Source organism: Stenotrophomonas sp. YJH_SMC_20 (assembly GCF_059367845.1).
Genome location: NZ_JCAFRG010000007.1, coordinates 177550 through 202447, shown reverse-complemented (window position 1 = coordinate 202447; position 24898 = coordinate 177550). Strand labels below are relative to the sequence as shown.

Below are 24898 nucleotides of genomic sequence, written 5' to 3'. Positions count from 1 at the left end.
CCGCAGCGCGGAGCAGGTCGGCCGCTTGATCAGGCGGGGCGCGAAGCGCCAAAGTCCAGGGTGACGCGTGTCCCGCGCGGCTCGCAGGGCTGCAACTGCAGTGTCCAGCCCAGGTGTTCACACAGCCGCGCGATCAGGTCCAGGCCGATGCCGCTGCCACGGTCGGCACGCCCGCCGCGGGCCATGCGTGCATGGATCGCCGCGATCTCCTCCGGGCTCATGCCGTGCCCGGGGTCCTGCAGGGTCAGCACCGCCGACGGACTCAGCTGCAGTTCGATATGGCCGCGACCGCTGTTCTCGATGGCATTGCGCAGCAGGTTGCCGATCGCCGCCTGCACCACCGCCATCGGCGCGACGATATCCACCGGCGCGGCCTGGATACCGATGCTCAGGTCCTTGTCGCCGAGGAGGTGGCGATGGTCGTCAACGATCTCCGGCAGCAGCTGGTCCAGCGCGATGCGCTCGGCACGCGCCGCCAGGCGCGCCGGATCGCGCGCCAGCACCAGCAGCAGCTCGATCAACTGCTCCACGCTCTGCGCCGTGCGCAACACCCGCTGCATCTGCTGGCGGGCGCGCTCGGGCAGGCCCGGTTGCTCCAGTGCCAGTTCGGCGGCACCGGTCATCACGGCGATCGGCGTGCGCAGTTCGTGGCTGGCGGTGCTGATGAAGACCCGCTCACGCTCGACGAACTGCTCATTGCGGTCAAGGTAATCGTTCAGCGCATCGGCGATGGTATGCAGTTCGGAACTGCCGCGTGGATCGACCTCGATGCGCTGGCCCTGCACGCCCGGCCGCAACGCGGCGATGTGCTGTGCCAGCAGGCTCAGCGGGCGCACCATGCGTTCCATGCCGAACGACGCCATCAGTACGGTGACGAAGATCATGATCACCCCGGCCAGCATCACCCAGCGCGTGGCGAACTGTTCCAGGTCATGAAAATCGGAAATGTCCAGAACCAGCGCGACCCGGCCCATCGACTCGGTTTCGCGCACCATCACCGCCGTCTCACGGCCCTTGATCATTACGCCGTCATGCAGTCCCGGATGCAACGTACGCAGAGCGTCGGGCAGGTTGACCGCATCGAAGCGATACAGGCTGAGCGTGTCCGAATCCTGCCAGCGGTAATGCGGCTCATGCTCGACGTGCTCGACGATGCTGTCCAGTTCGGAGTTGAGCAGTGCGCGCCAGGCGGCGTGCTCGGCATGCTCGTGCACATAGTTGCCAACGCTGAACACCGCCAGTGAAAGCAGCGCCAGATAGCCCAGCAACCACCACACGACCCGACGGTACAACGGGCCCGGCTTACGCGCCTTCATCGTCATCCTTGCCGGCATCGCTGGTGGAACTCACCGCCAACCGGTAGCCCACCCGCGGCAGCGTGTGGATCAGTTTCTTGGCGAACGGGCCGTCGACGCTGCGACGCAACTCGTAGACGTGCGAGCGCAGCAGGTCACCATCCGGCGGCTCATCGCCCCACAGGGCGAACTCCAGCTGCTGTCGTGTCACCGCACCCGGGCTGGCCCGCATCAGCACTTCCAGCAGTTTGCGGCAGGCCGGGTACAGGTGCAGCACCTGGCCCTCACGCTGGGCCTCCAGCGTCGCCAGATCCAGCACCAGGTCGCCCACCTGCAGGCGCTTGCGCGGGTTGCGGCCCTGCGCACGCAGCAGCAGCGCTTCCAGCCGCACCTCCAGCTCGGGCAGCGCGAACGGCTTGGTCAGGTAGTCGTCGGCACCGGCGCGGAAGCCGGCGATCTTGTCCGGCAGTTCATCACGCGCGGTCAACATGATCACCGGCACCTCGGACGCGTGCTCGGCGCGCAGCCGGCGCAGCACTTCCGGCCCCTCCATGCGCGGCAGCATCCAGTCCAGGATCACGGCGTCGTAAGGGTGGCTGCCGGCCAGGTGCAGGCCGGTGATGCCATCCGGGGCCACGTCAAGCACATGCCCGCGCGACTCGAAATAGTCGAACAGGTTGGCTACCAGCTGGCGGTTGTCCTCGATCACCAACAGACGCATGCACGAAACACCCACGGAAGTTCGTACCATGGTAGCGCCGCGCATGTCGGAATGCGGTCGCCCCGGCCCCGCTCTGACGCTTTTCCCACCCCTGCCACCTCAGAATGGCCGTTTTGCTCCCGGAGCCTGCCGTGCCCGTAGCCCTGCCCCGCCGTTGGCGCCTGCCCCTGTTGTGGCTGTTGATCGTTGCTGCGCTGGCAGCGGGGATCGGCCTTCGGCAGCCGCAGCCGCCGGACGAGCCGCGCTTCGTGCTGGCGGCCCGGACCATGGTCGAAAGCGGGCAATGGCTGCTGCCGCACCGGGGCGTGGAGCTATATGCGGAGAAGCCGCCGGTCTTCATGTGGCTGCAGGCGGCGGCCTACGAGATCGTCGGCAGCTGGCAGTGGTCGTTCCTGCTGCCGTCGCTGCTGGGCGCCCTGCTCAGCCTGTGGCTGGTGTCGGATCTGGCACGCCGGCTGTGGTCACCGCGGCATTCCCTGTATGCCTTGGCGGCGCTGTTCTGCACCCTGCAGTTCGGGCTGATGGCCAAGCGCGCGCAGATCGACATGGTGCTGGTGGGCATGACCACGGTGGCCCTGTGGGGCCTGATGCGCCATCTCTGCGAGCGCCGCAACCTGCCCGCACTGTGGCTGGCGGGTTTCGCGGCCGGCCTGGGGACAGTGACCAAGGGTGTGGGTTTCCTGCCGCTGTTGATGGTGCTGCCATGGTTCGGCTGGTGGCTGTACCAGCGTTGCCGCGGCCTCAGGGGGGATGGTCCGCACCCGGCAACGCTGCTGTGGCTGATCCCGGCCTTCCTGCTGGGCGTGTCGGTGTGGCTTGCGCCGCTGGGCTGGGCCCTGCTGCACACGCCCAGCGCCGAACTGCAGGCCTACGCGCATGAGCTGTTGTTCAAGCAGACCGGTACCCGCTATGCCAACGCCTGGCACCACCGCCAACCGGTCTGGTACTACCTGCAGGTGATCCTGACCCTGTGGCTGCCCGGCAGCCTGTTGCTGCCGATGCTGTTCAGACCCTGGTGGCGCCGCCTCCGCCGAGGCGACCGCCGGCAGTGGCTGCTGCTCGGCTGGGCCATTCTGGTGCTGGTGTTCTTCAGCGCCAGCCCGGGCAAGCGTGAGGTGTATGTACTGCCGATGCTGCCGGCAATGGCACTGGCGGCGGCGCCACTGCTGCCGGGCCTGCTGCGCCGGCTGTGCGTGCGCCGCTACCTGTTCGGCTACAGCGTGGTGCTGATGCTGGCCACCGGCGTGCTCGGCGTCATGCTGTTGACCGAGCACCCTTGGGCCCTTGCGCAGCTTGAGCGCCGGGCAATGCCCGATACGCTGCTGCCGGTGCTGGGCGATGGCCTGCTGACCTTCGCCATCGCCCTGGCCACGCTGATCGTGTGGCTGCGGGTGCGCCGCGCCGCAACGCTGGTGCTGCTGACCCACGGCATGCTGTGGATGCTCTACGGCCTGGTGTTGATTCCGGCGCTGGATCCCTACGCTTCGGCGTCGGCGCTGATGCGCCGGGTCGGCGCACGGATCGGGCCGGACGCCGAGCTGGCGCTGGTCGCCTGGCGCGAGCAGAACCTGCTGCAGGCCGACCGCGCGGTGCGCGAGTTCGGCTTCAAGCGGCCCTGGGCCGAGCAATGGCACGATGCCGGCCCCTGGCTCGCCGAAGCGCCGGACAAGCGCTGGCTGCTGGTGCTGGACGATGCAATGAGTCCCTGCGTGGACCCGGCCAAAGTGATCGACATCGGCATGGCCAACAGGAATCGTTGGCAACTGCTTCCCGGTACGGCCTGGGACCCGAAATGCCACGCCGAACGGGCCGGCTCGACCGCCGAAGAAGACTGAACGTTGACTCGTGCCGGGGGAATCATTAACCCGGTGCGAACGGGCGTCCGACCCTTCTCCGACATGCAGGTGACGAGCATGACTGCGGATTCCCAAACCGCCCTCCCCCAGCATGCCCGTCCGTCCCCTTGATGCGGTAGCGCCGCTTGCGACACCACTGGCGTCTCGATTTGCCGTAACTCACCTCTGGCTGCCTGTCGCAATCGGTCTGCCATTGTTTACGCTGCTGATGGACTTCGGCGGTGATCAATGGCTGGCCGATCACCTGTTCCGTCTTGAAGGCAGCCACTGGGCGCTGCAGGACGCCTGGATCACCCGCAGCGTCGTGCACAAGGCCGGCAAATGGTTGAGCACGGCGGCGGCGCTGGTCGTGATCCTGCTGTGCTTCCACCACTGGCGTAAGGGTCGCGATCGCACCCTGCAATGGGCGCTGCTTTATGTCGTGATTGCCATGGCACTGGGCACCGGCGCGATCTCCCTGCTGAAGTCGCTGGTGCCGATGGAATGCCCGTGGGACCTGCTGCGCTACGGTGGCCACCAGCCTTTCATCGGGCTTTTCACGGCGCGCCCCGCTGGCATGGCCGCGCAGGCCTGCTTCCCGGCCGGTCACGCCAGTGCTGGCTACGCCTGGCTGTGTCTGTACTATTTCGCCCTGCTATGGCGCCCGTCGTGGCGCTGGACCGGGTTGTGGATCGGCCTCGGCGCCGGCCTGGTGTTCGGCATCAGCCAGCAGCTGCGCGGTGCACATTTCCTTTCGCATGACGTTGCCACTGCATTGATCTGCTGGTTGCTTTCGCTGGGCCTGTATCTCATCGTCAAGCGCGTCCTGACACACCGTCAACCGAACCATGCCAACCGCCAGGAGGCAAACGCATGAGCGCATCGGTCCAACGGCCCGCCCGCCTCCCCGCCCTTGCGGGTCTACGCCACTGGCGGCCGCAGCTGTCCACCGAAGCGCTGATCGCGCTGACCAGCCTGTTCTTCGCGGTGGCCGGCAATGGCCTGTTCTGGCACAGCGCGATGGCCAGCCATCCGGGCAGCCTGCGCTACGCGCTGTCGCTGCTGCTGTTGCTGCTGGGTGCGCACGGCGTGCTGCTCGGCATCCTGGTCTGGCGCTGGAATGCCAAGGTGGTGATCAGCCTGCTGCTGCTGGTGACCGCGTTCGCCGCGCACTACATGAGCCGTTACCACATCTACCTGGATGCGGACATGTTGCGCAACGTGCTGGCGACCGATCCCAAGGAAAGCCGCGAGCTGATGACCGTGTCGCTGCTGTGGCCGGTGCTGTTGCTTGCGGTGCTGCCGATGATCGTGCTGTGGCGCGTGCAGCTGCGCCGCCGCAGCTGGGGCCGCAGCCTGCTGTGGCGGCTGGGCTTCCTGGCGGTGGCCGCAGTGACCGCCATCGGCGGTGCCCTGATCTCGTTCCAGGATGTCTCGGCACTGATGCGCAACCAGCGTGAAGTGCGCTATCTCGCGACACCGGCCAATGTCCTGTTGGGCATGCCGCGTGCATTGCGTGGCAACAATCCGGTGCAGCGCGCGCCGAAGCTGCCGATCGGTACCGATGCCAAGGCCACCCCGCGCGCGCCGGCCAGCAAGCCGCGCCTGCTGGTGATCGTCATGGGCGAGACCGTGCGTGCGCAGAACTGGGGGCTCAACGGTGGCCGCAACACCACCCCGGAACTGGCGCAGGCCAGCGTGATCAATTTCCCGGACATGCACTCGTGCGGCACCAGCACCGAGGTTTCGCTGCCGTGCCTGTTCTCGCCATGGGGTCGTCACGACTACGACGAAAAGAAGATCCTTGCGCACCAGTCGCTGCTGCACGTCCTGGACCGCGCCGGCATCGTACCGTTGTGGCGTGACAACCAGTCCGGCTGCAAGGGCGTGTGCGAAGGCCTGGACTTCCAGTCGCTGTCCGATGCCACCACGCCGGGCCTGTGCGCCGATGGCCGCTGCATGGATGAGATCCTGCTGCAGGACCTGGCCACCCAGGTGCGGGCCAGGCCCGGCGACCGGGTGGTGGTGCTGCACCAGCTGGGCAACCATGGCCCTGCGTACTTCGAGCGTTATCCGGCCGCCTTTGCCCGCTTCAAGCCAACCTGCGACACCCGTGACATCGGCCGCTGCTCGCGCGAAGAGATCACCAACAGCTACGACAATGCCGTGCTGTACACCGATCACTTCCTGAGCAAGACCATCGGCACGCTGCAGGGCATGCAGGACTACGACACGGCGATGATCTACCTGTCCGACCATGGCGAGTCGCTGGGCGAGAAGGGCCTGTTCCTGCACGGCGTGCCCTACGCCATCGCCCCGGCCGAGCAGACCCGGGTACCGATGACGATGTGGTTCTCGCCGGGCTTCGCGAGCAGCCGCGGGTTGGACCTGCAATGCGTGCGCAAGCGCTCGACGGCATATACCGACCATGACAACCTGTTCCCGTCGGTGCTGGGCCTGATGCAGGTGAAGACGGCGCTGTACGAGCGCGATCGCGACGTGTTCGCCAACTGCGAGAGTTGAGGGTTTGTCGGCAGGGCTGCGCCCTGCACCCGCCGAGGCCACTGCACAAGCAACGGCAACAGCAGAAGCAGGCGATTCGTGGCTTGGCGGGGCGGTGTCGGAATGCGGGGACGCCGCAAGTACGTCCATGTAGGCTTGGCAGCCGCATCCATGCGGCTGACACCCCGCACTCCGACACCGCTCCACCTCTGACAGATTGTCCCGATCTGGTAGATCCACGCCATGCGTGGATGAATTTCCATCGGAATCGAATAGTCGAATTGAATTCGAAAAGCATCCACGCATGGCGTGGATCAATGACAGGTCGCGGAAATCTGTCGAAGGCGGGGTGGGTCCGGTTGCGGGGGCGTGAGCGCCATGGATGGCGCGACCGAGCCTCCATGGACGGATTTACGGCGCCCCCCGCAACCGGACCCGCCCCGCCAAACCACGGATAGTCCGCTGTTGCTGTTGCTTCGGCTTTGCCGTTGCTTGAAAGCCTCTGCGGGTGCCGGGCGCGGCCCGGCCGACTTCCGCCACTTGCGGTGGCAGCGACGGCCCACTAGCCTTCGGCCGTCGTTCACCACCCAAGGACCGCCCGTGAAACACCGTCATCTCCTGCTGGCCTCGGCAATCGCCGCCGCCACGCTGGCCCTGGCCGCCTGCAAGAAGGAAGCTGCCCCAGGCACCGATACCGCCAGCAGCAGCGCCCCGGCCGGCGAAACCGCCGACCAGTTCGTGGCCCGCATCAATGCCGAGTTCAAGGCCGCCTACCCGGAGATGACCTCGGCGCAATGGCTGTCCTCCACCTACATCAACAGTGATTCCGAACGCATCGCAGCCAAAGCCAACGAACGCTCGTTGACCCAGCTCAACAGCTGGATCGAACAGGCAGCCAAGTTCGACGGCCAGCCGATGAGCGAGGACAGCAAGCGCGCGATCCACCTGCTGAAGTTGATGTCCTCGATGCCGGCGCCGCGCGACCCGGCCAAACTGGCCGAGCTGACCCAGATCGCCACGCGCATGGAAGGCAGCTATGGCGCCGGCAAGTACTGCACTGATGCCAACGACCCGAACTCCTGCCGGCAGCTGGGCGAGCTGGAGCAGGTGCTGGCACGCAGCCGCGACTACGACAAGCAGCTCGACGCCTGGCAGGGCTGGCACAGCACCACCAAGAACATGCGCGGCGACTATCAGAAGTTCGTCGGCCTGGTGAACGAAGGCGCCAAGGGCATGGGCTTCACCGATGCCGGCCAGATGTGGCGCAGCGGCTATGACATGCCGCCGGAGCAGATCGGCCCGGAAACCGATCGCCTGTGGGAACAGGTCAAGCCGATGTACGAACAGCTGCACTGCTATGCGCGCGCCAAGCTGGACAAGACCTACGGCAAGGACAAGGCCGAAGTGGGCAATGGCCTGATCGCCGCGCACCTGCTGGGCAACATGTGGCAGCAGGACTGGTCCAACCTGTGGGACCAGCTGGAACCATACCCGGGTGCCGGCAGCCTTGACATCACCGCTGCACTGGAAAAGCAGTACCAGACCAACCTGAGCGCGGCGCTGGCCAAGGCCGGCAAGGACGCCAGTGTGGCGGCCCAGTACAAGGCGCAGCGCGAAGCCGAACTGCGCACCGCCAAGCAGATGACCGAGCGCGCGCAGGACTTCTACGTGTCGCTGGGCATGCCGTCACTGCCGCAGTCGTATTGGGAAAAAACCCAGTTCATCAAGCCTGACGACCGCGACGTGGTCTGCCACGCCAGCGCCTGGGACATGAACATGGAAGGCGACGTGCGCACAAAGATGTGCATCAAGCCGAACGAAGAGAATTTCACCACCATCTACCACGAGCTGGGCCACATCTATTACGACCTGGCCTACAACCCGCTGCCGCCGCTGTTCCAGGGCGGTGCCAACGACGGCTTCCATGAAGCGATCGGCGACACCATCGTGCTGGCGATGACGCCCAAGTACCTCAGCTCGATCGGCCTGGTCGACGCGCCGACCGAAAGCCGCGAGGCGGTCATCAACAACCAGATGCGCATGGCGCTGTCGGGCGTGTCGTTCCTGCCATTCGGGCTGATGATCGACCGCTGGCGCTGGGGCGTGTTCGATGGCTCGATCACCGCCGACAACTACAACAAGGCATGGTGGGACCTGAAGGCCAAGTACCAGGGCGTGGCCCCGGCCAGCAGCCGTGGCGAAGAATTCTTCGATCCGGGCGCGAAGTATCACGTGCCGGGCAACACCCCGTACACCCGTTACTTCCTGGCGCGCATCCTGCAGTTCCAGTTCTACAAGGGCCTGTGCGACGCCTCGGGGTACAAGGGCCCGCTGCATGAGTGCACCTTCTACGGCAACAAGGAAGCCGGTCAGAAGTACTGGGCGATGCTGAGCAAGGGTGCCAGCCAGCCGTGGCAGGCCACGCTGAAGGAGCTGACCGGCACCGACAAGCTCGATGCCGGCCCGATGATCGAGTACTTCACACCGGTCAACGAGTGGCTGAAGCAGCAGAACGAAGGCCAGATGTGCGGCTGGCAGGCCAACGCGGCCCCGGCGGCGAAATGAGAAAAGGGGCGGGTCCGCGAGGATCCGCCCCTGATGTAGCGCCGGGCCGCGCCCACGTGACCGGTGGGCGCCATTGCAGCGAACGCATCGCCATGCGCGCGGAGCCTTTCGCCAAGCAGTGAGAGTGATTCATGCCCGGCGGCTCTTCATCGCACCGCTGCGCTCGCCGGGCATGGCCCGGCGCTACCCACGGCGGATCAGCTGTTCTTCTTCGCTGCCATCGCCGCGGCCAGCTCGGCCTTGAACTCCTCGAAGGTCTGGCCCTTCTCCTTTGCTTCGGCCTGTGCGGCATCACGAAGTGCATCGGAGTACATCAGGCGCACCGGCGTGCCATTGCGTTCGTGCAGCTCACCGGCCTGCATGATCAGCGCCAGCACCTGCGCAGCGCTCTCGCTGTGGCCGGCGATGCGGCCATCCATGCCCAGCACCCATTCGCCATCGCGGCGAACGACACCGGCCAGCAGGGTGCGCTGCGCGTCGCGCAGTTCGGCATGCGGCTCCACCGGCGACGCCTGCGCGGCTGCCTTGTTGGCGGCCTTCTTTTCCTGGCGACGGCGCTGGTCGCGGCGGGTCTTGGAGCTGGTGGACATGGTGCGGTACCGCTGCGAAGGGGGCGCAAGGATAACGCACCCCGCCCGCAGCGCTGCTTCACGCGTGCTCGATCCAGCACGGTCAGTCCAGCACCTTGCCGTGCCGCCAGTAGCCCATGAAGGTGATCGCGCGGCGGTCCAGCCCGCAGTCGCGGACCAGGTGGCGACGGATCGCCATTACCGCCGCCGCCTCGCCTGCCACCCAGGCATACAGCGGCCCGGCCACGCGGGTATCGGCCTGCTCCCAGAGGATCTGCGTATCGACGTCGATCTCATCCGGCGCATCGCCGGCAGCCGCGCCCGGGGCCGCTGCCAACCGCGCCTGGACCGCCTGCAGCAACGGCTGTCCGTAGGCGGCCCGCCCGCGCGGCAGCCAGACCAGCTCGGCGCTGGAGGGCGCCTTCAGGTGCACGGCATCACCGGCCTGCGCCACCTCCAGCAGCGCCAGCGTGCGCGGCGGATCGACCATGGCCGCCAGTTCCTCGAGGATGCCGGCCACCGCCGGCAGCGCGGTTTCATCCGCCACCAGCAGCACCTGGCCGACTCCCATCGGCGGTTTCCATTCCCAGCCTTCGCTGCTGTCGGCACAGTCGGCATCGGGGGCCAGCAGCACTACGCGGTCGCCCGGTCGCGCGTGGATGGCCCAGCGCGAGGCCGGCCCGGTCTCGCCATGCAGCACGAAATCAACGTCGACCTCGCCCTGCTCGGCGCGCAGGTGGCGGATGGTGTAGGTGCGCATGGGCGGACGCTGGTCGTCCGGCAGCGCCCGGTAGCGCGGGTACCAGTCCTCGCCGCTGGGCACCGGCGGCACGTCCTGGCCGGGCAAGGGGAAGAATACCTTGATGCGCTGGTCCGGGCCTTCGGTCTTCATCCGCGCCACGTCGGCACCGGTGAATACCATGCGGTCCAGGGAAGGAGAAAGAACGCGGCGCTCCTTCAGCGCCACCTCGAACAGGCGGTAGGTCTGCTGCGCAGCCATGGGGGAACCTCATGCAACGACATCGGATCGGCTGGCTGTCGTGCATCCACGCACCGGCTGGCTGGAGTCCCCAGCCTAGTCCGGTCGTTCCTCGCCGCAAGCGTTACGGGCATCGCGGCGTACCCTACCCCTGCGCGCTGCTCAATCGCCCGTGCAGGCTGCCTGCGCCGCGCGCTCAAGCCGGTGCTCCCAGTACCAGAACACGAAGCCGGCGCCAAAGAACGCGGCCTGGCCCAGCGCCAGGTGCAGCGGGCTGGCACTGAGCAACGGCGACACCACGCCGGCCACCACGGTGCTGATCATCAGCTGCACGAAGGCCTGCAGCGACGAGGCCAGGCCGCGCTGGTGCGGATACATGTCCAGCACCGCCAGCGCCAGGATGGGGAAGATCAGCGCCATGCCCATGCCGCCCAGGAAGATCGGCAGCACTGCCCACGGCAACACGAACTGCGGCGACAGCGCCACGTAGCCGACATTCAGCAGCGCCGACAGCGCGCACAGGCTGAAACCGATGGCGACCTGGCGGGTGGGCGTGGTGTGCCCGGCCATGCGCCCGGACAGGAACGAGCCGGTGGTCATGCCGCCGATGGTGGGGATGAACAACCAGGCGAAACCGCCCTCGCCCAGGTGCAGGTGCTGCATCACGAACACCGGCGCCGACGAGATGTACAGGAAGATGCCACCGAAGCCGATGCTGCCGGCCAGCGCCAGGCGCAGGAAGCGCGGGTTGAAACCGATGCGCACGTAATCGCGCATCAACGCGTGCGGCGACAACGGCACGCGCGCTTCGACCGGATGGGTCTCCGGCAGGTAGCGTGCAGTGGCTGCCAGCAGGACCAGCGCGAACACCACCAGGAACCAGAAAATCAGCGGCCAGCCGGCGCCACTGAGCAGGATCCAGCCACCGATGATCGGCGCGATGGCCGGGGCGATGCCGAACAGCATCGACACCTGGCTCATCAGGCGCTGCGCGTCGTGGCCATGGTAGAGATCGCGGATCACCGCGCGGCCGACGATCATGCCGACACCCGCCGACAGGCCCTGCAGCGCGCGGAACGCCAGCAGCGTGGCCAGATCGGTGGACAGCGCACAGCCGACCGAGGCGCCGACGAACACCACCAGGCCACCGAGGATCACCCGCTTGCGCCCCCACGCATCGGACAGCGGGCCATGCGCCAGGCTCATCAGGCCATAGAACAGCAGGTACACGCTGATGGTCTGCTGCACCGCCACCTCGTCCACCGACAGGCGCTGCGCCAGCTGCGGGAACGCGGGGAAGATGGTATCGATCGAGAACGGGCCGAACATGGCCAGGCCGGCAAGCAGCAGGGCCATGCGGCGGGTGGAGGGAGCAACGGCGGCGGTCATGAAGGAAGCGTCCGGCAGGGCCATGCGCGGCACGCACGGCGGGCGCCGGTCCCGCTGCAACGGGGACGGCGCCAGATGAATTCGGGTATCCGCCCATCATAGGTGGGGATTGCGCCCGATGCCATGCAGCGGTGCACAAAACGCACGGCCGGGCCATCGGCCATTCAGCCGCGGGCCCGCGCCGGGGCGCGGCCAGCGGGCCCGCAACGGGCTATAATCGGCGGGCAACACGGTGGGAGAAGCGGAACACCGCTGCCGAAGGCGCAACGCCCGTAATCGCTCAGGCCCGATACCACCCGTAACAGAACTCTGGAGAGACCGGTTCGATCCGGCGCCGAAGGGGCACGAAGCCGCGGTTTTCCGCGCTTCCAAACTCTCAGGCAAAAGGACAGAGGGGCGCCCCGCAGACCGCCGACCGGCGGCTTGTGCCCGTGCGTGTGCCCTTTCCTGACGGATCCTTCGCCATGTCCCAGAACACCCCTTCCCTGCGTGAGCTCGAGCACCACAATGCGTTCGTCGAGCGCCACATCGGCCCCAACGATGCCGAGATCGCGCAGATGCTCGACGTCGTCGGCCACGCGTCGCTGGATGCGATGACCGATGCCATCGTGCCGGCCAAGATCAAGTCGCCGGCGCCGCTGGCGCTGCCGGAGTCGATGACCGAAGTGCAGGCACTGGCGAAGATCCGTGCGATCGCCGACAAGAACACCGTGCTGCGCAGCTTCATCGGCCAGGGCTACTACGGTACCCACACGCCGAACGTGATCCTGCGCAACATCCTGGAAAACCCGGCCTGGTACACCGCCTACACCCCGTACCAGGCGGAAATCTCGCAGGGCCGCATGGAAGCGCTGATCAACTTCCAGACCCTGTGCGCCGACCTGACCGGTATGGAGATCGCCAACGCCTCGCTGCTGGACGAAGCCACTGCCGCCGCCGAAGCGATGACCCTGGCCAAGCGTTCGGCCAAGTCGAAGTCGGACACCTTCTTCGTGCACGATGCCGTGCACCCGCAGACCCTGGAACTGCTGCGCACCCGCGCCGAGCCCATGGGCATCGTGCTGCGCGTCGGCACCCCGGCCGAGGCACTGGAAGCAGAAGCCTTCGGCCTGCTGCTGCAGTACCCGGACACCTTCGGCCAGGTCGGTGACTACAAGGCGCTGGTCGATGCCGTGCACGCACGCGGCGGCCTGGTGGCCGTGGCCACCGACCTGCTGGCCCTGACCCTGCTGGCTGCCCCGGGCGAATGGGGCGCGGACATCGTGGTCGGCAACAGCCAGCGTTTCGGCGTGCCGTTCGGCTTCGGTGGCCCGCACGCCGCCTTCATGGCCTGCCGTGACGCCTACAAGCGCTCGATGCCGGGCCGCCTGATCGGCGTTTCGGTCGATGCCCAGGGCAACCCGGCATACCGACTGACCCTGCAGACCCGTGAGCAGCACATCCGCCGCGAGAAGGCCACCTCCAACATCTGTACCGCACAGGTGCTGCTGGCAGTGATGGCCTCGATGTATGCGGTCTACCATGGCCCGGAAGGCCTGACCCGCATCGCCCGCCGCACCCACCGCCTGGCCGCCATCCTGGCTGCGGCACTGCGCAACGCCGGCGTACAGGTCGGTGGCGACTTCTTCGACACCCTGCACGTCACCGGCGTGCACGCCGATGAGATCCATGCCAAGGCACGCGCCGCCGGTTACAACCTGCGCGCGATCGACAGCGACTCGGTCGGCATCAGCCTGGACGAGACCGCCACCCGCGCCGACGTGGTCGCGCTGGCCGCCGTGTTCGGCGCGCAGGCCGACATCGATGCGCTGGACGCAAGCACCGCCGACGCGCTGCCGGCCGGCCTGCTGCGCCAGTCTGCGTTCCTGACCCATCCGGTGTTCAACACCCACCACAGCGAGCACGAACTGCTGCGCTACCTGCGTTCGCTGGCCGACAAGGACCTGGCGATGGACCGCACGATGATCCCGCTGGGCTCGTGCACCATGAAGCTCAACGCCACCGCCGAGATGATCCCGGTGACCTGGCCGGAGTTCTCGCAGATCCACCCGCTGGTGCCGGCCGACCAGGCGCTGGGCTACAAGGAACTGATCGACACGCTGGAAGCGATGCTGGTCGAATGCACCGGCTACGACGCGGTCAGCCTGCAGCCGAACTCCGGCGCGCAGGGCGAGTACGCCGGCCTGTTGGCGATCCGTGCCTACCACCGCTCGCGCGGCGAAGGCCACCGCGACATCTGCCTGATCCCGGACTCGGCGCACGGCACCAACCCGGCCTCGGCGCAGATGTGCGGCATGAAGGTGGTGGTGACCAAGACCGATGCCAACGGCAACGTCGACGTCGAGGACATCCGCCTCAACGCCGAGAAGTACAGCGACCGCCTGGCCGCGATCATGATGACCTACCCGTCCACGCACGGCGTGTTCGAGGAAGAGGTGGTCGAGATCTGCGAGATCATCCACAAGCACGGCGGCCAGGTGTACACCGACGGCGCCAACATGAACGCCCTGGTCGGCGTGGCCAAGCCGGGCAAGTGGGGTTCGGACGTTTCGCACCTTAACCTGCACAAGACCTTCTGCATTCCGCACGGCGGTGGCGGCCCGGGCGTCGGCCCGTGCGCGGTCAAGGAGCACCTGGCGCCGTTCCTGCCGGGCAAGCTGGGTGACAACGGTCCGGTCGGCATGGTCAGCGCGGCCAGCTTCGGCAGCGCCTCGATCCTGCCGATCAGCTGGATGTACATCGCGATGATGGGCCGCGAAGGCCTGCGCAAGGCCACCCAGGTCGCGCAGCTCAACGCCAACTACATCGCCAAGCGCCTGGCGCCGCACTTCAAGACGCTGTACACCGGCCGCAACGGCCTGGTGGCGCATGAGTGCATCCTCGACGTGCGCCCGCTGGAGAAGACCAGCGGCATCGGCGCCGAGGATGTGGCCAAGCGCCTGATCGACTTCGGCTTCCACGCCCCGACCCTGAGCTTCCCGGTGGCCGGCACGCTGATGGTCGAGCCGACCGAGAGTGAGTCGCTGCACGAGCTGGACCGCTTCATCAACGCCATGATCCAGATCCGAGAGGAAATCAGCGCGATCGAAGACGGCCGCCTGGACCGCGAGGACAACCCGCTGAAGAACGCGCCGCACACTGCCACCGCAGTGACCGCCAGCGAGTGGACCCACGCCTACCCGCGCGAACTGGCTGCCTTCCCGCTGGCCAGCCTGAAGCAGAGCAAGTACTGGCCGCCGGTGGCACGCGTCGACAACGTGTACGGCGACAAGAACGTGATGTGCGCCTGCATCCCGGTCGATGCCTACAAGGACGATGAAGTCGAAGCGTGATTGACGGAACGGCCCGCGCAAGCGGGCCGTTTTCGTTTACGGTAGCGCCGGGCCATGCCCGGCGAGCGCAGCGGCTGAACCGATCACGGATCCGGCATCTGCCCCAGGCTCAACTGCCACGACACCCCGAAGCGGTCCTGCACCCAGCCGTAGCGGTTGCTGAAATCGTACTCGCCCACCGGCATCAACCAATGGCCGCCCTCGCCCAGCACGCGCGCGGCGCGCTCGAACTGCTCGGCGCCGGAGCACTCGACGAACAGCGAGATCGACGGGCTGAAGGTGAAATCGTGCACGTCCAGGCTGTCAAAGCACAGGTAGTGGGTGCCACCGAGCAGGAAGATGGCCTGTCGGACCTGCCCGGGCACGCCGGCACCGGCGCCGTCCGGATGGCGCTGCATTGCCAGCAGGCGGAAATCGGCGAAGGCCTCGGCGTACAGGGCCAGGGCGGCCTCGGCCTGGCCGGTGAACATCAGGAAGGGGCGACTGCGCAGCATGCGGTACTCCCGGTCGACGGGCCGCTGGCGGCCCACCTGCGCACAGTGCCACGCGGAGTGTGTGCCTGTTGTAGAGCCGAGCCCATGCTCGGCTGGCGATCGCGCAAACAGCAGCCTCGACCGTAGGGTCGGCTCTACAGAATCACGCCTCGCGCATGCGCCGCGCGATGGCGCTGCCGGCGGCGATCGTGGCGGTCAGCGCCACCATCGACAGGAACTGCAGGCGGGTGTGCGACTCGCTCAGCAGCAGGCCGAAGATCAGCGCCAGGATCGCCAGCGCGCAGCAGGTCAGCCACGGGAAGCCCGCCATGCGGAACGGCAGCCGGGTACCCAGGCGATCCGCGCGGCGGCGCAACACCAGTTGTGAGACCAGCGACAGCGTCCACACCAGCAGGCAGGTCGAACCGACGATGTTCAGCAGCACCGGCAGCACCCGGTCCGGGAACAGCAGTTCCATCACCGTGGCGGCGAAACCGAACAGGACGCTGGCCAGCACGGCGATGACCGGCACCTGGCGCGGATCGGTCCAGCCCAGCACGGCCGGGGCTTCACGTCGCTGCGCCAGCGAATACATCATGCGCGAGGCGCCGTAGAGGTTGGCATTGAGCGCCGACAGCAGCGCGATCACAGCGATCAGGGTGATGGCGGTGCCGGCACCCGGAATACGGGCAATGTCCAGCACCGCGGCGAAGGGCGACTTCAGCGCCTCGCTGGTCCACGGCACCACGGCGATGATCACGCTCAGCGAGCCGATGTAGAACACCAGGATGCGCCACGCCACGGTGCGGATGGCACGGGCGATGCTGCGCTCCGGATCTTCGGTCTCCGCCGCCGCAACGGCCACGATCTCGGTGCCGCCGAAGGCAAACACCACCACCAGCAACGCCGCGCCGATCCCGGCCAGGCCCTTCGGCGCAAAACCACCATGCTCGGTGAAGTTGCTCAGCCCAGGCGAGGTCACCTGCGGGAGCCAACCCATCAGCAGCGCCACACCGATGGCAATGAACGCCAGGATCGCCGCCACTTTCAGGATGGCGAACCAGAATTCGAACTCGCCGAAGTTCTTCACCCCCAGCAGGTTGATGGCGGTGAAGAACAGCATGAAGGCCAGCGCCGCCATCGGTACAGGTACTGCTGGCCAGACCGTGGCCAGCAGACCGGCCGCTCCCACCGCCTCGGCGGCGATCACGATCACCAGCTGCACCCACCACAACCAGCCGACGGTGGCACCGGCGGTGGCGCCCATGGCATCGGCGGCATAGACCGAGAACGCGCCGCTGGTCGGTTTGGCCGCCGCCATTTCGCCCAGAGCGTTCATCACGATGATCACCAGCGCGCCGGCGACCAGATACGACACCAGGACCGCCGGACCGGCCGCCTGCACACCCACGCCCGAGCCGAGGAACAGCCCGGCGCCGATGGCGCTGCCCAGGCCCATCATGATCAGCTGGCGGGGCTTGAGCGAATGTCCGAGGCGGGACGGCGAAGCGGTCGGAATCGAGTTGGGCATCGGCAGGGCTGGCGGCGGGCTACAGGGGCGACACCTTACCCTGTCCCATGCCCGCGGGGATAGGCACAACGCAGCAGGCGGCTCAGGCCAGTGCCGGCTCTCCGACACTGCCACCAATACGGGCGCGGTAGGCACGCGGCGAGAAACCGGTTTCAGCCTTGAACTTGCGGGTAAAGGCGCTCTGGTCGCTGAAACCGCAGGCCTGGCCGATGCTGGCGATGCTCTCGTCACCGTGCAGCAGGTGCATAGCCATCTGGATCCGCAGCCGGGTCAGCACCTGCTGCGGGGTCATCTGGAACACCTTGCGGAAGCTGCGCTCCAGCTTGGACAGCGAGAAGCCGGTGATGTCCAGCAGGGTCTGCATGCGCACGTTCTCGGCGTAGTGCGCGTTGAGGTGGGCCAGCGCCAGCCGCAGCTGCTCGTACTGGGTGCCGAGGCTGTCCTTCTGGCCCAGGTCGCGGGAAATGCCGATCAGGCCCTCGATGGCGCCATCGACCAGCAGCGGGCGCTTGCAGGTCAGGCACCAGCCCGGTTCGCGGTTGGCGAACAGGTGCAGCTCCATCAGGTTCTCGATCACCTCGCCGGACAGCACGCGGGCATCCTGGTCGACATAGTCCGCGCTGAGGCCGGTCGGGTAGATCTCGGCCGCGGTCCGCCCGATGACGTCCTTGCGCGCACGCAGGCCCAGCCGTCGCAGCATGGTCTGGTTGACGTGGGTGTACCGCCCCTGGCGGTCCTTGATGAAGAACAGCACGTCCGGGATGGCGTCGAACAAGGCTTCGATGTCGGCGGGCTCGACTCGCATGCGGCAAGCATACCCGAGCCCGCTTTTGCCCGTACGTTCACCTTTGCCGGACCGGGGTTTAACGGGCTCGGTTCCAGTGTCGTGGTTCCCTTTGACGATCCGGAGCCACCCTCCATGGCCGCCAGCAAGCCGACCGGCAAGCGCGCAACCACCCCGCCCGAAAGCCACCCACGGGGCAATGGCGATGAGCTCCACCAGCAGGCCGGGGGCAGCCATCCGGTGATGACCACCGATCAGGGCATCCCGGTGGCAGACAACCAGAACTCCCTGCGACAGGGGCCTCGGGGGCCCACGCTGCTGGAAGACTTCATCCTCCGCGAGAAGATCACCCACTTCGATCACGAACGCATTCCCGAGCGCATCGTGCACGCACGTGGCAGCGCGGCACATGGCTACTTCGAGTTGACCCGGTCACTGGCCGCCCATACCCGCGCGCGCATCCTGACCGAGGTAGGGGTGAAGACACCCGTATTCACCCGTTTCTCGACCGTGGCCGGTGGCGCAGGCTCGGTGGATACCCCGCGCGACGTGCGCGGCTTCGCGGTCAAGTTCTATACCAGGGAGGGCAACTGGGACCTGGTCGGCAACAACATTCCGGTGTTCTTCATCCAGGACGCCATGAAATTCCCGGACCTGGTGCACGCAGTGAAGATGGAACCGGACCGTGCCTTCCCGCAAGCCGCCTCGGCCCACGACACCTTCTGGGACTTCATTTCGCTGATGCCCGAGTCGATGCACATGATCATGTGGGCAATGAGCGACCGTGCCATTCCGCGCTCGCTGCGCATGATCGAAGGCTTCGGCGTGCACAGTTTCCGCCTGCTGAACGAGGCAGGCGAGTCGACCTTCGTCAAATTCCATTGGCGGCCAAAGCTGGGCATCCAGTCAACGGTCTGGGACGAAGCGCTGAAGCTGCAGTCAGCCGACAATGACTTCCATCGCCGCGACCTGTTCGAGGCCATCCAGCGCGGCGACTTTCCCGAATGGGAGCTGGCGGTGCAGTTGTTCACCGAAGAAGAAGCCGACGCATTCCCGTTCGATCACCTGGACCCGACCAAGATCATTCCCGAATCGCTGGTGCCGTTGCAGGTGATCGGGCGCATGGTGCTGGACCGTTGGCCCGACAACTTCTTCGCCGAGACCGAACAGGTGGCGTTCTGCCCGGCCAACGTGCCGCCGGGCATCGACTTCAGCAACGACCCACTGCTGCAGGGCCGCCTGTTCTCCTACCTGGACACCCAACTGCTGCGCCTTGGCGGCCCGAATTTCCACCAGATCCCGGTGAATGCCCCGAAGTGCCCATTCGCCAATCATCAGCGCGATGGCCACATGCAGATGCAGGTGCCCAAGGGCCGGGTGGCCTACGATCCCAGTTCGCTGCAGGAGGACTCACCGCGTGAGACGCCTGCGGGTTTCCGCAGCCACGCCAGCGCCGACGATGGCCGCAAGGGCCGTGCCCGCGCGGAGAGTTTCGCCGACCACTACAGCCAGGCCCGCATGTTCTTCCGCAGCCTTGAAACGCCGGAGCAGGCGCACCTGGCATCGGCGCTGGTGTTCGAGTTGTCCAAGGTGGAAACGCTGAAGGTGCGGGTACGTACCGTCAGCCACCTGCGCAACATCGATGACTCACTGGCGCGGCGCGTGGCCGATGGTCTGGCCTTGCCCGCCCTGCCCGACCCGGCACCCACCGCCACCCCGGCGCGGGACATGCCTCCCGCTCCCGAGGTGCGTGTGATCGGACGCAACAAGCCTACCCTGCAGGGTCGCTGCATCGGCATTCTATTCGACGAAGGCTCCGACGCCCGCATCATTGCCAGCCTGAGCAAGGCAGCCAGGAAAGCAGGTGCAGACGTGAAGCTGGTCGCGCCCAAAGTCGGTGGCGCCACGCTGAGCGATGGCGCGATGCAGGCGGCGGATGGGCAACTGGCAGGCACGCCATCGGCTGTGTTCGATGCGGTGGCCGTGGTGCTGAGCGTAGAGGCATCAAAGGCATTGTCGAAAGAGAGCGCCGCGCTGGAGTTCGTCAGCCAGGCGTGGGCACACCTGAAGGCCATCGCCAGCGACGCGGGAGGCCAAGCGCTGCTGAAGGCGGCGCGGGTCGGCAACGATGCCGGCATCGTCGAAGCGGAAGACGCCAAGGCATTCCTGGCGGCGGCCGCCACCCGCCAGTGGGCGCGTGAGCCCAAGCTGCGCCTGCTGGCCTGACCACAACGACAGGAGAATAGTCATGCCCCGTGGTGACAAATCCGCATATACCGAAAAGCAGAAGCGCCAGGCCGAGCACATCGAGGAAAGCGAACGTGATCGCGGCGCGAGTGAAGGCACCGCCGAGCGCATTGCCTGGGCCACCGTGAACAAGCAGGACGGCGGCGGCAAGCGTAGCGGCAGTGCACGCAAAACTACAAAGAAGGCGACCCGCAAGAAGACCGCCAAGACGTCGACAACCAGGAAGACGGCAGCGAAGAAGGCGCCGGCGAAGAAAGCGGTGGCAAAGAAGGCGGTGGCAAAGAAGGCACCGGCTCGCACGACCGCGACAAAGAAGGCCGCAAAGAAGACAGCGAAGAAGGCTGCGGCAAAGAAGGGGAGTACGGCCGCCTCGCGGAGCGCCGCCGCGAAGAAGGCAGCCAAGACGCGGGCCGCGAAGAAGTCCGTGCGCAAAGTGGCGGCGAAGAAAGCTGCGCGTACGCGTGCGCGCGGCTGATGCTTCGGTCAGAAGGGGAGCGTCCTCATCCATGCCGCAACTTCGGCTGCGTCAGCATCAGCACGGGCCTGCAGCAGTAGATGGGGCCCTTCCAGCGAAATACGGCCGCTCAAGGCGGCCGTATTCCTGTCGCTGCAGTGGCAGCCCGCTCAGGCTGCGCGACGGGGCGCAGCGGAGACCGCCGCGCCTTCCATCTTGAATACCGACACCGACGTGGTCAGTGCATGCGCCTGTTCCTCCAGCGCGCGGCTGGCGGCAGTGGCTTCTTCCACCAGCGCAGCGTTCTGCTGGGTCACCTGGTCCATCTGCACCACCACCTGGTTGACCTGCTCGATGCCGGCGGCCTGTTCCTTGCTGGCCGCTGCGATGTCGCTCATCAGCTGGGTGGTGCGCGAGCTGGCCTGGGCCACGCGGGCGATCGCGGCTTCCGATTCAACAGTGACGGCCAGGCCACTCTTCACCTGTGCAGCGGCGTCTTCGATCAGCTCCTTGATTTCCTTGGCGGCGACACCGGCACGCTGCGCGAGCGTACGCACCTCGCTGGCGACCACCGCAAAGCCACGCCCCTGCTCGCCCGCGCGCGCGGCTTCCACTGCAGCATTCAGCGCCAGGATGTTGGTCTGGAACGCGATGCCGTCGATCACCGTGGAGATTTCCGAGATGCGTGCCGAGGACTGATCAATCTCGCCCATCACCGATGCCATCTGTGCCATCGCCTGCTCGGTCTCGCGCACGGCGGCGCCGGCAGCGTGCGCTTCGCTGTCGGCCTGACGCGCCAGTTCGGCGTTCTGGCGTACGGTGGAGGTCAGCTCCTCCATCGACGCGGCCGCTTCTTCCAGATTGGCCGCCTGCTGCTCGGTTCGGCGCGACAGGTCGTTGTTGCCAGCGGCCAGTTCCTGCGCCGCGTTGTTGATGCTGTCGGCAGCCACCTGGATGCCGCGGACGATGCCGGTCAGCTGCGCGGTGGTGGTGTTGGCATCGTCGCGCATGCGCGCGAACACGCCTTCGTACTCGCCCTCCATGCGTGCGGTCAGGTCGCCATGCGAGATCGCGCGCAGCACGTCGGAAACATCGGCGATGCTGGCCTGCGAACTGGCCATCATGCCGTTAAGGTGCTCGACCATCGTCTTGAACTGGTACTGGAAGGCCCCGGCATCGCCACGCATGCTGAAATCGCCGGCGCGTGCGGCACGGGCCAGTTCATCGATCTGCGCGTTGATCGCCATCAGGCTCTGCTTCACCGCGGCCAGGGTGCGGGTCAACGTGCCCTTTTCGCCCGGATAGTCCGGCAGGTCGCGGCTGAGGTCACCGATGGCGTAACGCTGCATTACTTCAGCCATCAGCAGTTCCACCTGCACGTGCGATTCGACCAGGCTGTTGGTGGCCTGCACCATGCGGCCGAAATCGCCGGGGAACGCACTGGCGTCCATGCGATAGCGGATTGCGCCGGCCTCGTGCTGTTCCGCCATCTGCAACTGCGCGCCGATCGCCGCCTGCACACTCTGGCGCACGCTGGCCATCGCCTCACCCAGCTGGGTCAGCTCGTCGCGGCCACCGAGGCGGAACTCCTGGTCCAGCTGCCCCTTGGACAGGCGCTCGGCCAGGTTCACCGCGCACGCCAGCGGACCGGTCAGGCTGCGGCCGATCATCACCGAGGCGCCGATGCCAGCAAGCAGCGCAACGCCGCCCAGCACCAGCAACTGCAGCAGGCTGCGCTCGCCCAGGCGGATCGCCTCGGCGGCAGCCTCACGGCTTTCCTTCTCCTCGAAGTCCACGCCATCGGACAGCGCCTTGTTCCAGCCGTTGGCGGCGTCCTGCACCGGGCCCAGGGTCAGCGCCACGGCACCGGGATAATCGCCCTGCTCCATCAGTTCGCTGGTCTGCTTGTTGAGCGGGCGAGCAACGGCTCGCTTGGCGGCGATGGTTTCAGCGATGGCCTTGCCTTCGGCGTCACTGGGAAGCGCCTGGTAGGCGCTCCAGCTGGCCTCGTAGCGCTTGACGAGATCAGCAATGCGCTTCTCGTCGCTGGTGCGGTGATCACCCTGGCGGATCAGCATCTCGCGGCGCACCACCATCATCTGGTTGTTGGCATCAAGCATCTGCGACAACAGGCGCACCTTGGCCACGCTGACGTCGACCACCTGCTGCATCGCGCGCTTCTGCACGACACTGGCAGTGGCGCCGGTGGCCACCACGGCGGCAACCAGCAGCAGCAACAGGCCAAAGCCCAGCCCAAGACGCCAGGCAACCCTGACGTTCCTCAAGTAGTTCATGGGGGTATCCAAAACGGGGGGATGCGCCCTTATCGGCGGCACGGCAGGCAATCTTGATCGCCATCCACCAATGGCGTCGGCCACTGTTCACCTTGGTGAGTCGCCGTCCCAGTGGCACCTGCCGGTGCAAACCGGCCGCAATGACATGCCTGCTCATGCGGGCATCAGATCCCTTTCACGGTGGCTCGGCGCCGTCTGCGGGCAAGGTGGTGGCGTTCCCTGCTGGAGTCCCCGATGCCGTTACCCATGCCCCGATCCGCCCTGCTCGCTCTCTCGCTGCTGGCATCACCTGCCTTCGCGCAGGCGCCGCCGCCTGGCCTGCCTGCCCCCATTGCCGAGAAGGCAGGACCGGACACCGCACCCCGCTCTGTCCTGCACGCCCAGGTGCTGCTGGATCGCGCGAATTTTTCCCCCGGCCAGATCGATGGCGAAGTGGGCAGCAACCAGCGGCGCGCGGTGTCGGGCTTCCAGGCGGCGCATGGGCTGAGCGTAACGGGTGAACTGGATGACGCTACCTGGAAGGCCCTGCAGGCCGATACGATCACGCCGCTGGCAAGCTATACGCTCACGGCTGAAGATGTTGCCGGCCCGTTCCAGGCCATACCGAAAGGGCCCGCCGCACAGGCCAAGCTGAAGTCGCTGGGCTTCAGCAGCGTGGAAGAAGGCCTGGGCGAGCGCTTCCACGCCTCCCCTGAGCTGCTGAAGGCACTCAATCCCGGCGTCGATCTGGCCAAGGCCGGCAGCCGCATCCAGGTGCCCAATATCGGAACGGGGGACTTGCCGAAGGCGGCGAAGATCGTGGTCGACAAGTCCGACTCCACACTTCAATTGCTGGATGCGCAGGGCAAAGTGATCGCACAGGTGCCTGTCTCATCCGGCAGCCAGCACGATCCGCTGCCGATCGGCGAATGGAAGATTCTCGGCGTGTATCGCGACCCGCCGTTCCACTACAACCCGAAGCTGTTCTGGGATGCGCGCAAGGGCGAAAAGAAGGCGACGCTGCCGCCGGGCCCGAACAATCCGGTCGGGCGGGTCTGGATCGACCTGTCCAAGCCGCACTACGGCCTGCATGGCACACCCGAACCCGGCCACGTCGGCAAGACAGAATCGCATGGCTGCGTGCGCATGACCAACTGGGATGCGCTGCGCGTGGCCGATGCGGTGGATACTTCGGTGCCCGTGGTGATGCAGGAGTGAGCCGATGCGCCTTTCGCAGCTGATCGTGCTGGGCGTGCTGCTGGGCGTGGGAGTGGGCTGGTGGCTGCACCGCGATGCAGGTGAGCCGGTGGCGGTTGCCCCGCCCGCAGTGCAACCTGCGGTGGCTGCGGCTGCAACGCCGGGCGTGGACGCCCCGGCTCCCACGGCCGTGCCGCCGTCCAACGCCACCGATGCGCCAGCCGGTCTGCTGCTGCCGGTGCAGGGCATCCAGGCGTCCCAGCTGCGCGACACGTTCACCGATGCACGCAGCGAGGGCCGCGTGCACGATGCCATCGACATCATGGCCGATGCGGGTACTCCGGTACTCGCGGTGGCCGACGGCACGGTAGAAAAGCTGTTCGACAGCAAGCGCGGTGGCCTGACGATTTATCAGTTCGAGCCCAGTGGACGCTGGTGCTACTACTACGCGCACCTGCAGCGCTATGCCGATGGCCTGGCCGAGAAGCAGGTGATCAAGCGCGGGGAGGTGATCGGCTACGTCGGCAGCACCGGTAACGCCAGCGCCGACGCGCCGCACCTGCACTTCGAGGTGCACGTGCTGGGACCGGAAAAACAGTGGTGGAAGGGCAAATCCATCAACCCGTACCCGTTGCTGAAGCCGCCTGCTTCGACGGCCGGCGCTGCCAGCGCCGCAAGGTGAAGGTGAACACCGCCAAGACAGCCCCTGGGACCAGCACGAACAGAACCGTCTCGCCTTTCACGCTGGCATG

The 24898-nt window shown here is 66.8% G+C and carries 18 protein-coding genes, 1 pseudogene and 1 riboswitch; of the genes and pseudogenes, 9 read left to right on the top strand and 10 right to left on the bottom strand.

All coding sequences use genetic code 11. The features are described from left to right. Positions 1-29 precede the first annotated feature (29 nt). Together AC5P6A_RS13915 and AC5P6A_RS13910 are read right to left on the bottom strand one after the other, a co-directional pair. A complete protein-coding gene (locus AC5P6A_RS13915) occupies positions 30-1316 on the bottom strand; it encodes a sensor histidine kinase (protein WP_019662180.1) in 1287 nt (428 codons plus the stop codon). Beyond that, positions 1303-2016 carry a response regulator transcription factor gene (locus tag AC5P6A_RS13910; protein ID WP_171952937.1) on the bottom strand — a complete coding sequence of 238 codons (714 nt, stop codon included), beginning with the start codon at positions 2014-2016 and terminating at the stop codon, positions 1303-1305. Before AC5P6A_RS13910 ends, AC5P6A_RS13915 begins: the two co-directional genes overlap by 14 nt. Positions 2017-2120: 104 nt before the next feature. Between AC5P6A_RS13910 and AC5P6A_RS13905 the strand changes: the two genes are divergently transcribed. From AC5P6A_RS13905 to AC5P6A_RS13890, 4 genes are all read left to right on the top strand, one after another. Beyond that, the gene (locus tag AC5P6A_RS13905; RefSeq protein WP_194445554.1) at positions 2121-3851 is read left to right on the top strand and encodes an ArnT family glycosyltransferase; all 1731 of its coding nucleotides are present in this window, start codon (positions 2121-2123) and stop codon (positions 3849-3851) included. A gap of 112 nt (positions 3852-3963) precedes the next feature. Next, positions 3964-4728, top strand: coding sequence for a phosphatase PAP2 family protein (locus AC5P6A_RS13900; protein ID WP_155029943.1), 765 nt, complete (start codon positions 3964-3966; stop codon positions 4726-4728). Next, positions 4725-6374, top strand: coding sequence for a phosphoethanolamine transferase (locus AC5P6A_RS13895; protein ID WP_180877970.1), 1650 nt, complete (start codon positions 4725-4727; stop codon positions 6372-6374). Before AC5P6A_RS13900 ends, AC5P6A_RS13895 begins: the two co-directional genes overlap by 4 nt. 579 nt (positions 6375-6953) lie before the next feature. Beyond that, positions 6954-8918, top strand: coding sequence for a M2 family metallopeptidase (locus AC5P6A_RS13890; protein ID WP_180877969.1), 1965 nt, complete (start codon positions 6954-6956; stop codon positions 8916-8918). A gap of 197 nt (positions 8919-9115) precedes the next feature. On the opposite strand, the gene AC5P6A_RS13885 is transcribed toward AC5P6A_RS13890, so the two are convergent. The 3 genes from AC5P6A_RS13885 to AC5P6A_RS13875 form a co-directional block, all read right to left on the bottom strand. Next, the gene (locus tag AC5P6A_RS13885; protein ID WP_180877968.1) at positions 9116-9508 is read right to left on the bottom strand and encodes a hypothetical protein; all 393 of its coding nucleotides are present in this window, start codon (positions 9506-9508) and stop codon (positions 9116-9118) included. A gap of 82 nt (positions 9509-9590) precedes the next feature. Next, entirely contained in the window at positions 9591-10487 is an 897-nt protein-coding gene (locus AC5P6A_RS13880) for a siderophore-interacting protein (RefSeq protein ID WP_019660027.1), read from the bottom strand. Between the two features lie 141 nt (positions 10488-10628). Next, entirely contained in the window at positions 10629-11855 is a 1227-nt protein-coding gene (locus AC5P6A_RS13875; protein ID WP_134732050.1) for a multidrug effflux MFS transporter, read from the bottom strand. Between the two features lie 299 nt (positions 11856-12154). Further along, positions 12155-12257, top strand: a riboswitch (glycine riboswitch). Between the two features lie 62 nt (positions 12258-12319). Between AC5P6A_RS13875 and gcvP the strand changes: the two genes are divergently transcribed. Continuing rightward, on the top strand, positions 12320-15187 hold the full coding sequence (gene gcvP, locus AC5P6A_RS13870; RefSeq protein WP_021204410.1) for an aminomethyl-transferring glycine dehydrogenase: 2868 nt from the start codon (positions 12320-12322) through the stop codon (positions 15185-15187). 83 nt (positions 15188-15270) lie between these two features. Here gcvP and AC5P6A_RS13865 read toward each other — a convergent pair whose 3' ends face one another. From AC5P6A_RS13865 to AC5P6A_RS13855, 3 genes are all read right to left on the bottom strand, one after another. Continuing rightward, positions 15271-15681, bottom strand: coding sequence for a VOC family protein (locus tag AC5P6A_RS13865; RefSeq protein WP_058980986.1), 411 nt, complete (start codon positions 15679-15681; stop codon positions 15271-15273). A 142-nt stretch (positions 15682-15823) separates the two neighbouring features. Further along, complete coding sequence (locus tag AC5P6A_RS13860; protein WP_005410628.1) at positions 15824-17191, bottom strand: amino acid permease; 1368 nt, start codon at positions 17189-17191, stop codon at positions 15824-15826. Positions 17192-17273: 82 nt separating this feature from the next. Next, positions 17274-17996 carry a helix-turn-helix transcriptional regulator gene (locus AC5P6A_RS13855; RefSeq protein WP_021204412.1) on the bottom strand — a complete coding sequence of 241 codons (723 nt, stop codon included), beginning with the start codon at positions 17994-17996 and terminating at the stop codon, positions 17274-17276. 114 nt (positions 17997-18110) lie between these two features. Between AC5P6A_RS13855 and AC5P6A_RS13850 the strand changes: the two genes are divergently transcribed. Further along, the gene (locus AC5P6A_RS13850) at positions 18111-20201 is read left to right on the top strand and encodes a catalase (protein WP_180877967.1); all 2091 of its coding nucleotides are present in this window, start codon (positions 18111-18113) and stop codon (positions 20199-20201) included. A gap of 22 nt (positions 20202-20223) precedes the next feature. Next, complete coding sequence (locus AC5P6A_RS13845) at positions 20224-20697, top strand: hypothetical protein (RefSeq protein ID WP_164144778.1); 474 nt, start codon at positions 20224-20226, stop codon at positions 20695-20697. Between the two features lie 8 nt (positions 20698-20705). On the opposite strand, the pseudogene AC5P6A_RS13840 reads toward AC5P6A_RS13845, so the two are convergent. Then, positions 20706-20798, bottom strand: a pseudogene (locus AC5P6A_RS13840) (alpha/beta fold hydrolase); the annotation flags it as partial. 48 nt (positions 20799-20846) lie between these two features. Beyond that, entirely contained in the window at positions 20847-22970 is a 2124-nt protein-coding gene (locus AC5P6A_RS13835; RefSeq protein WP_180877966.1) for a methyl-accepting chemotaxis protein, read from the bottom strand. 234 nt (positions 22971-23204) lie between these two features. Between AC5P6A_RS13835 and AC5P6A_RS13830 the strand changes: the two genes are divergently transcribed. Together AC5P6A_RS13830 and AC5P6A_RS13825 are read left to right on the top strand one after the other, a co-directional pair. Continuing rightward, positions 23205-24167, top strand: coding sequence for a L,D-transpeptidase family protein (locus tag AC5P6A_RS13830; protein ID WP_019660034.1), 963 nt, complete (start codon positions 23205-23207; stop codon positions 24165-24167). A gap of 4 nt (positions 24168-24171) precedes the next feature. Then, entirely contained in the window at positions 24172-24828 is a 657-nt protein-coding gene (locus AC5P6A_RS13825; protein ID WP_180877965.1) for a M23 family metallopeptidase, read from the top strand. Positions 24829-24898: the final 70 nt, after the last annotated feature.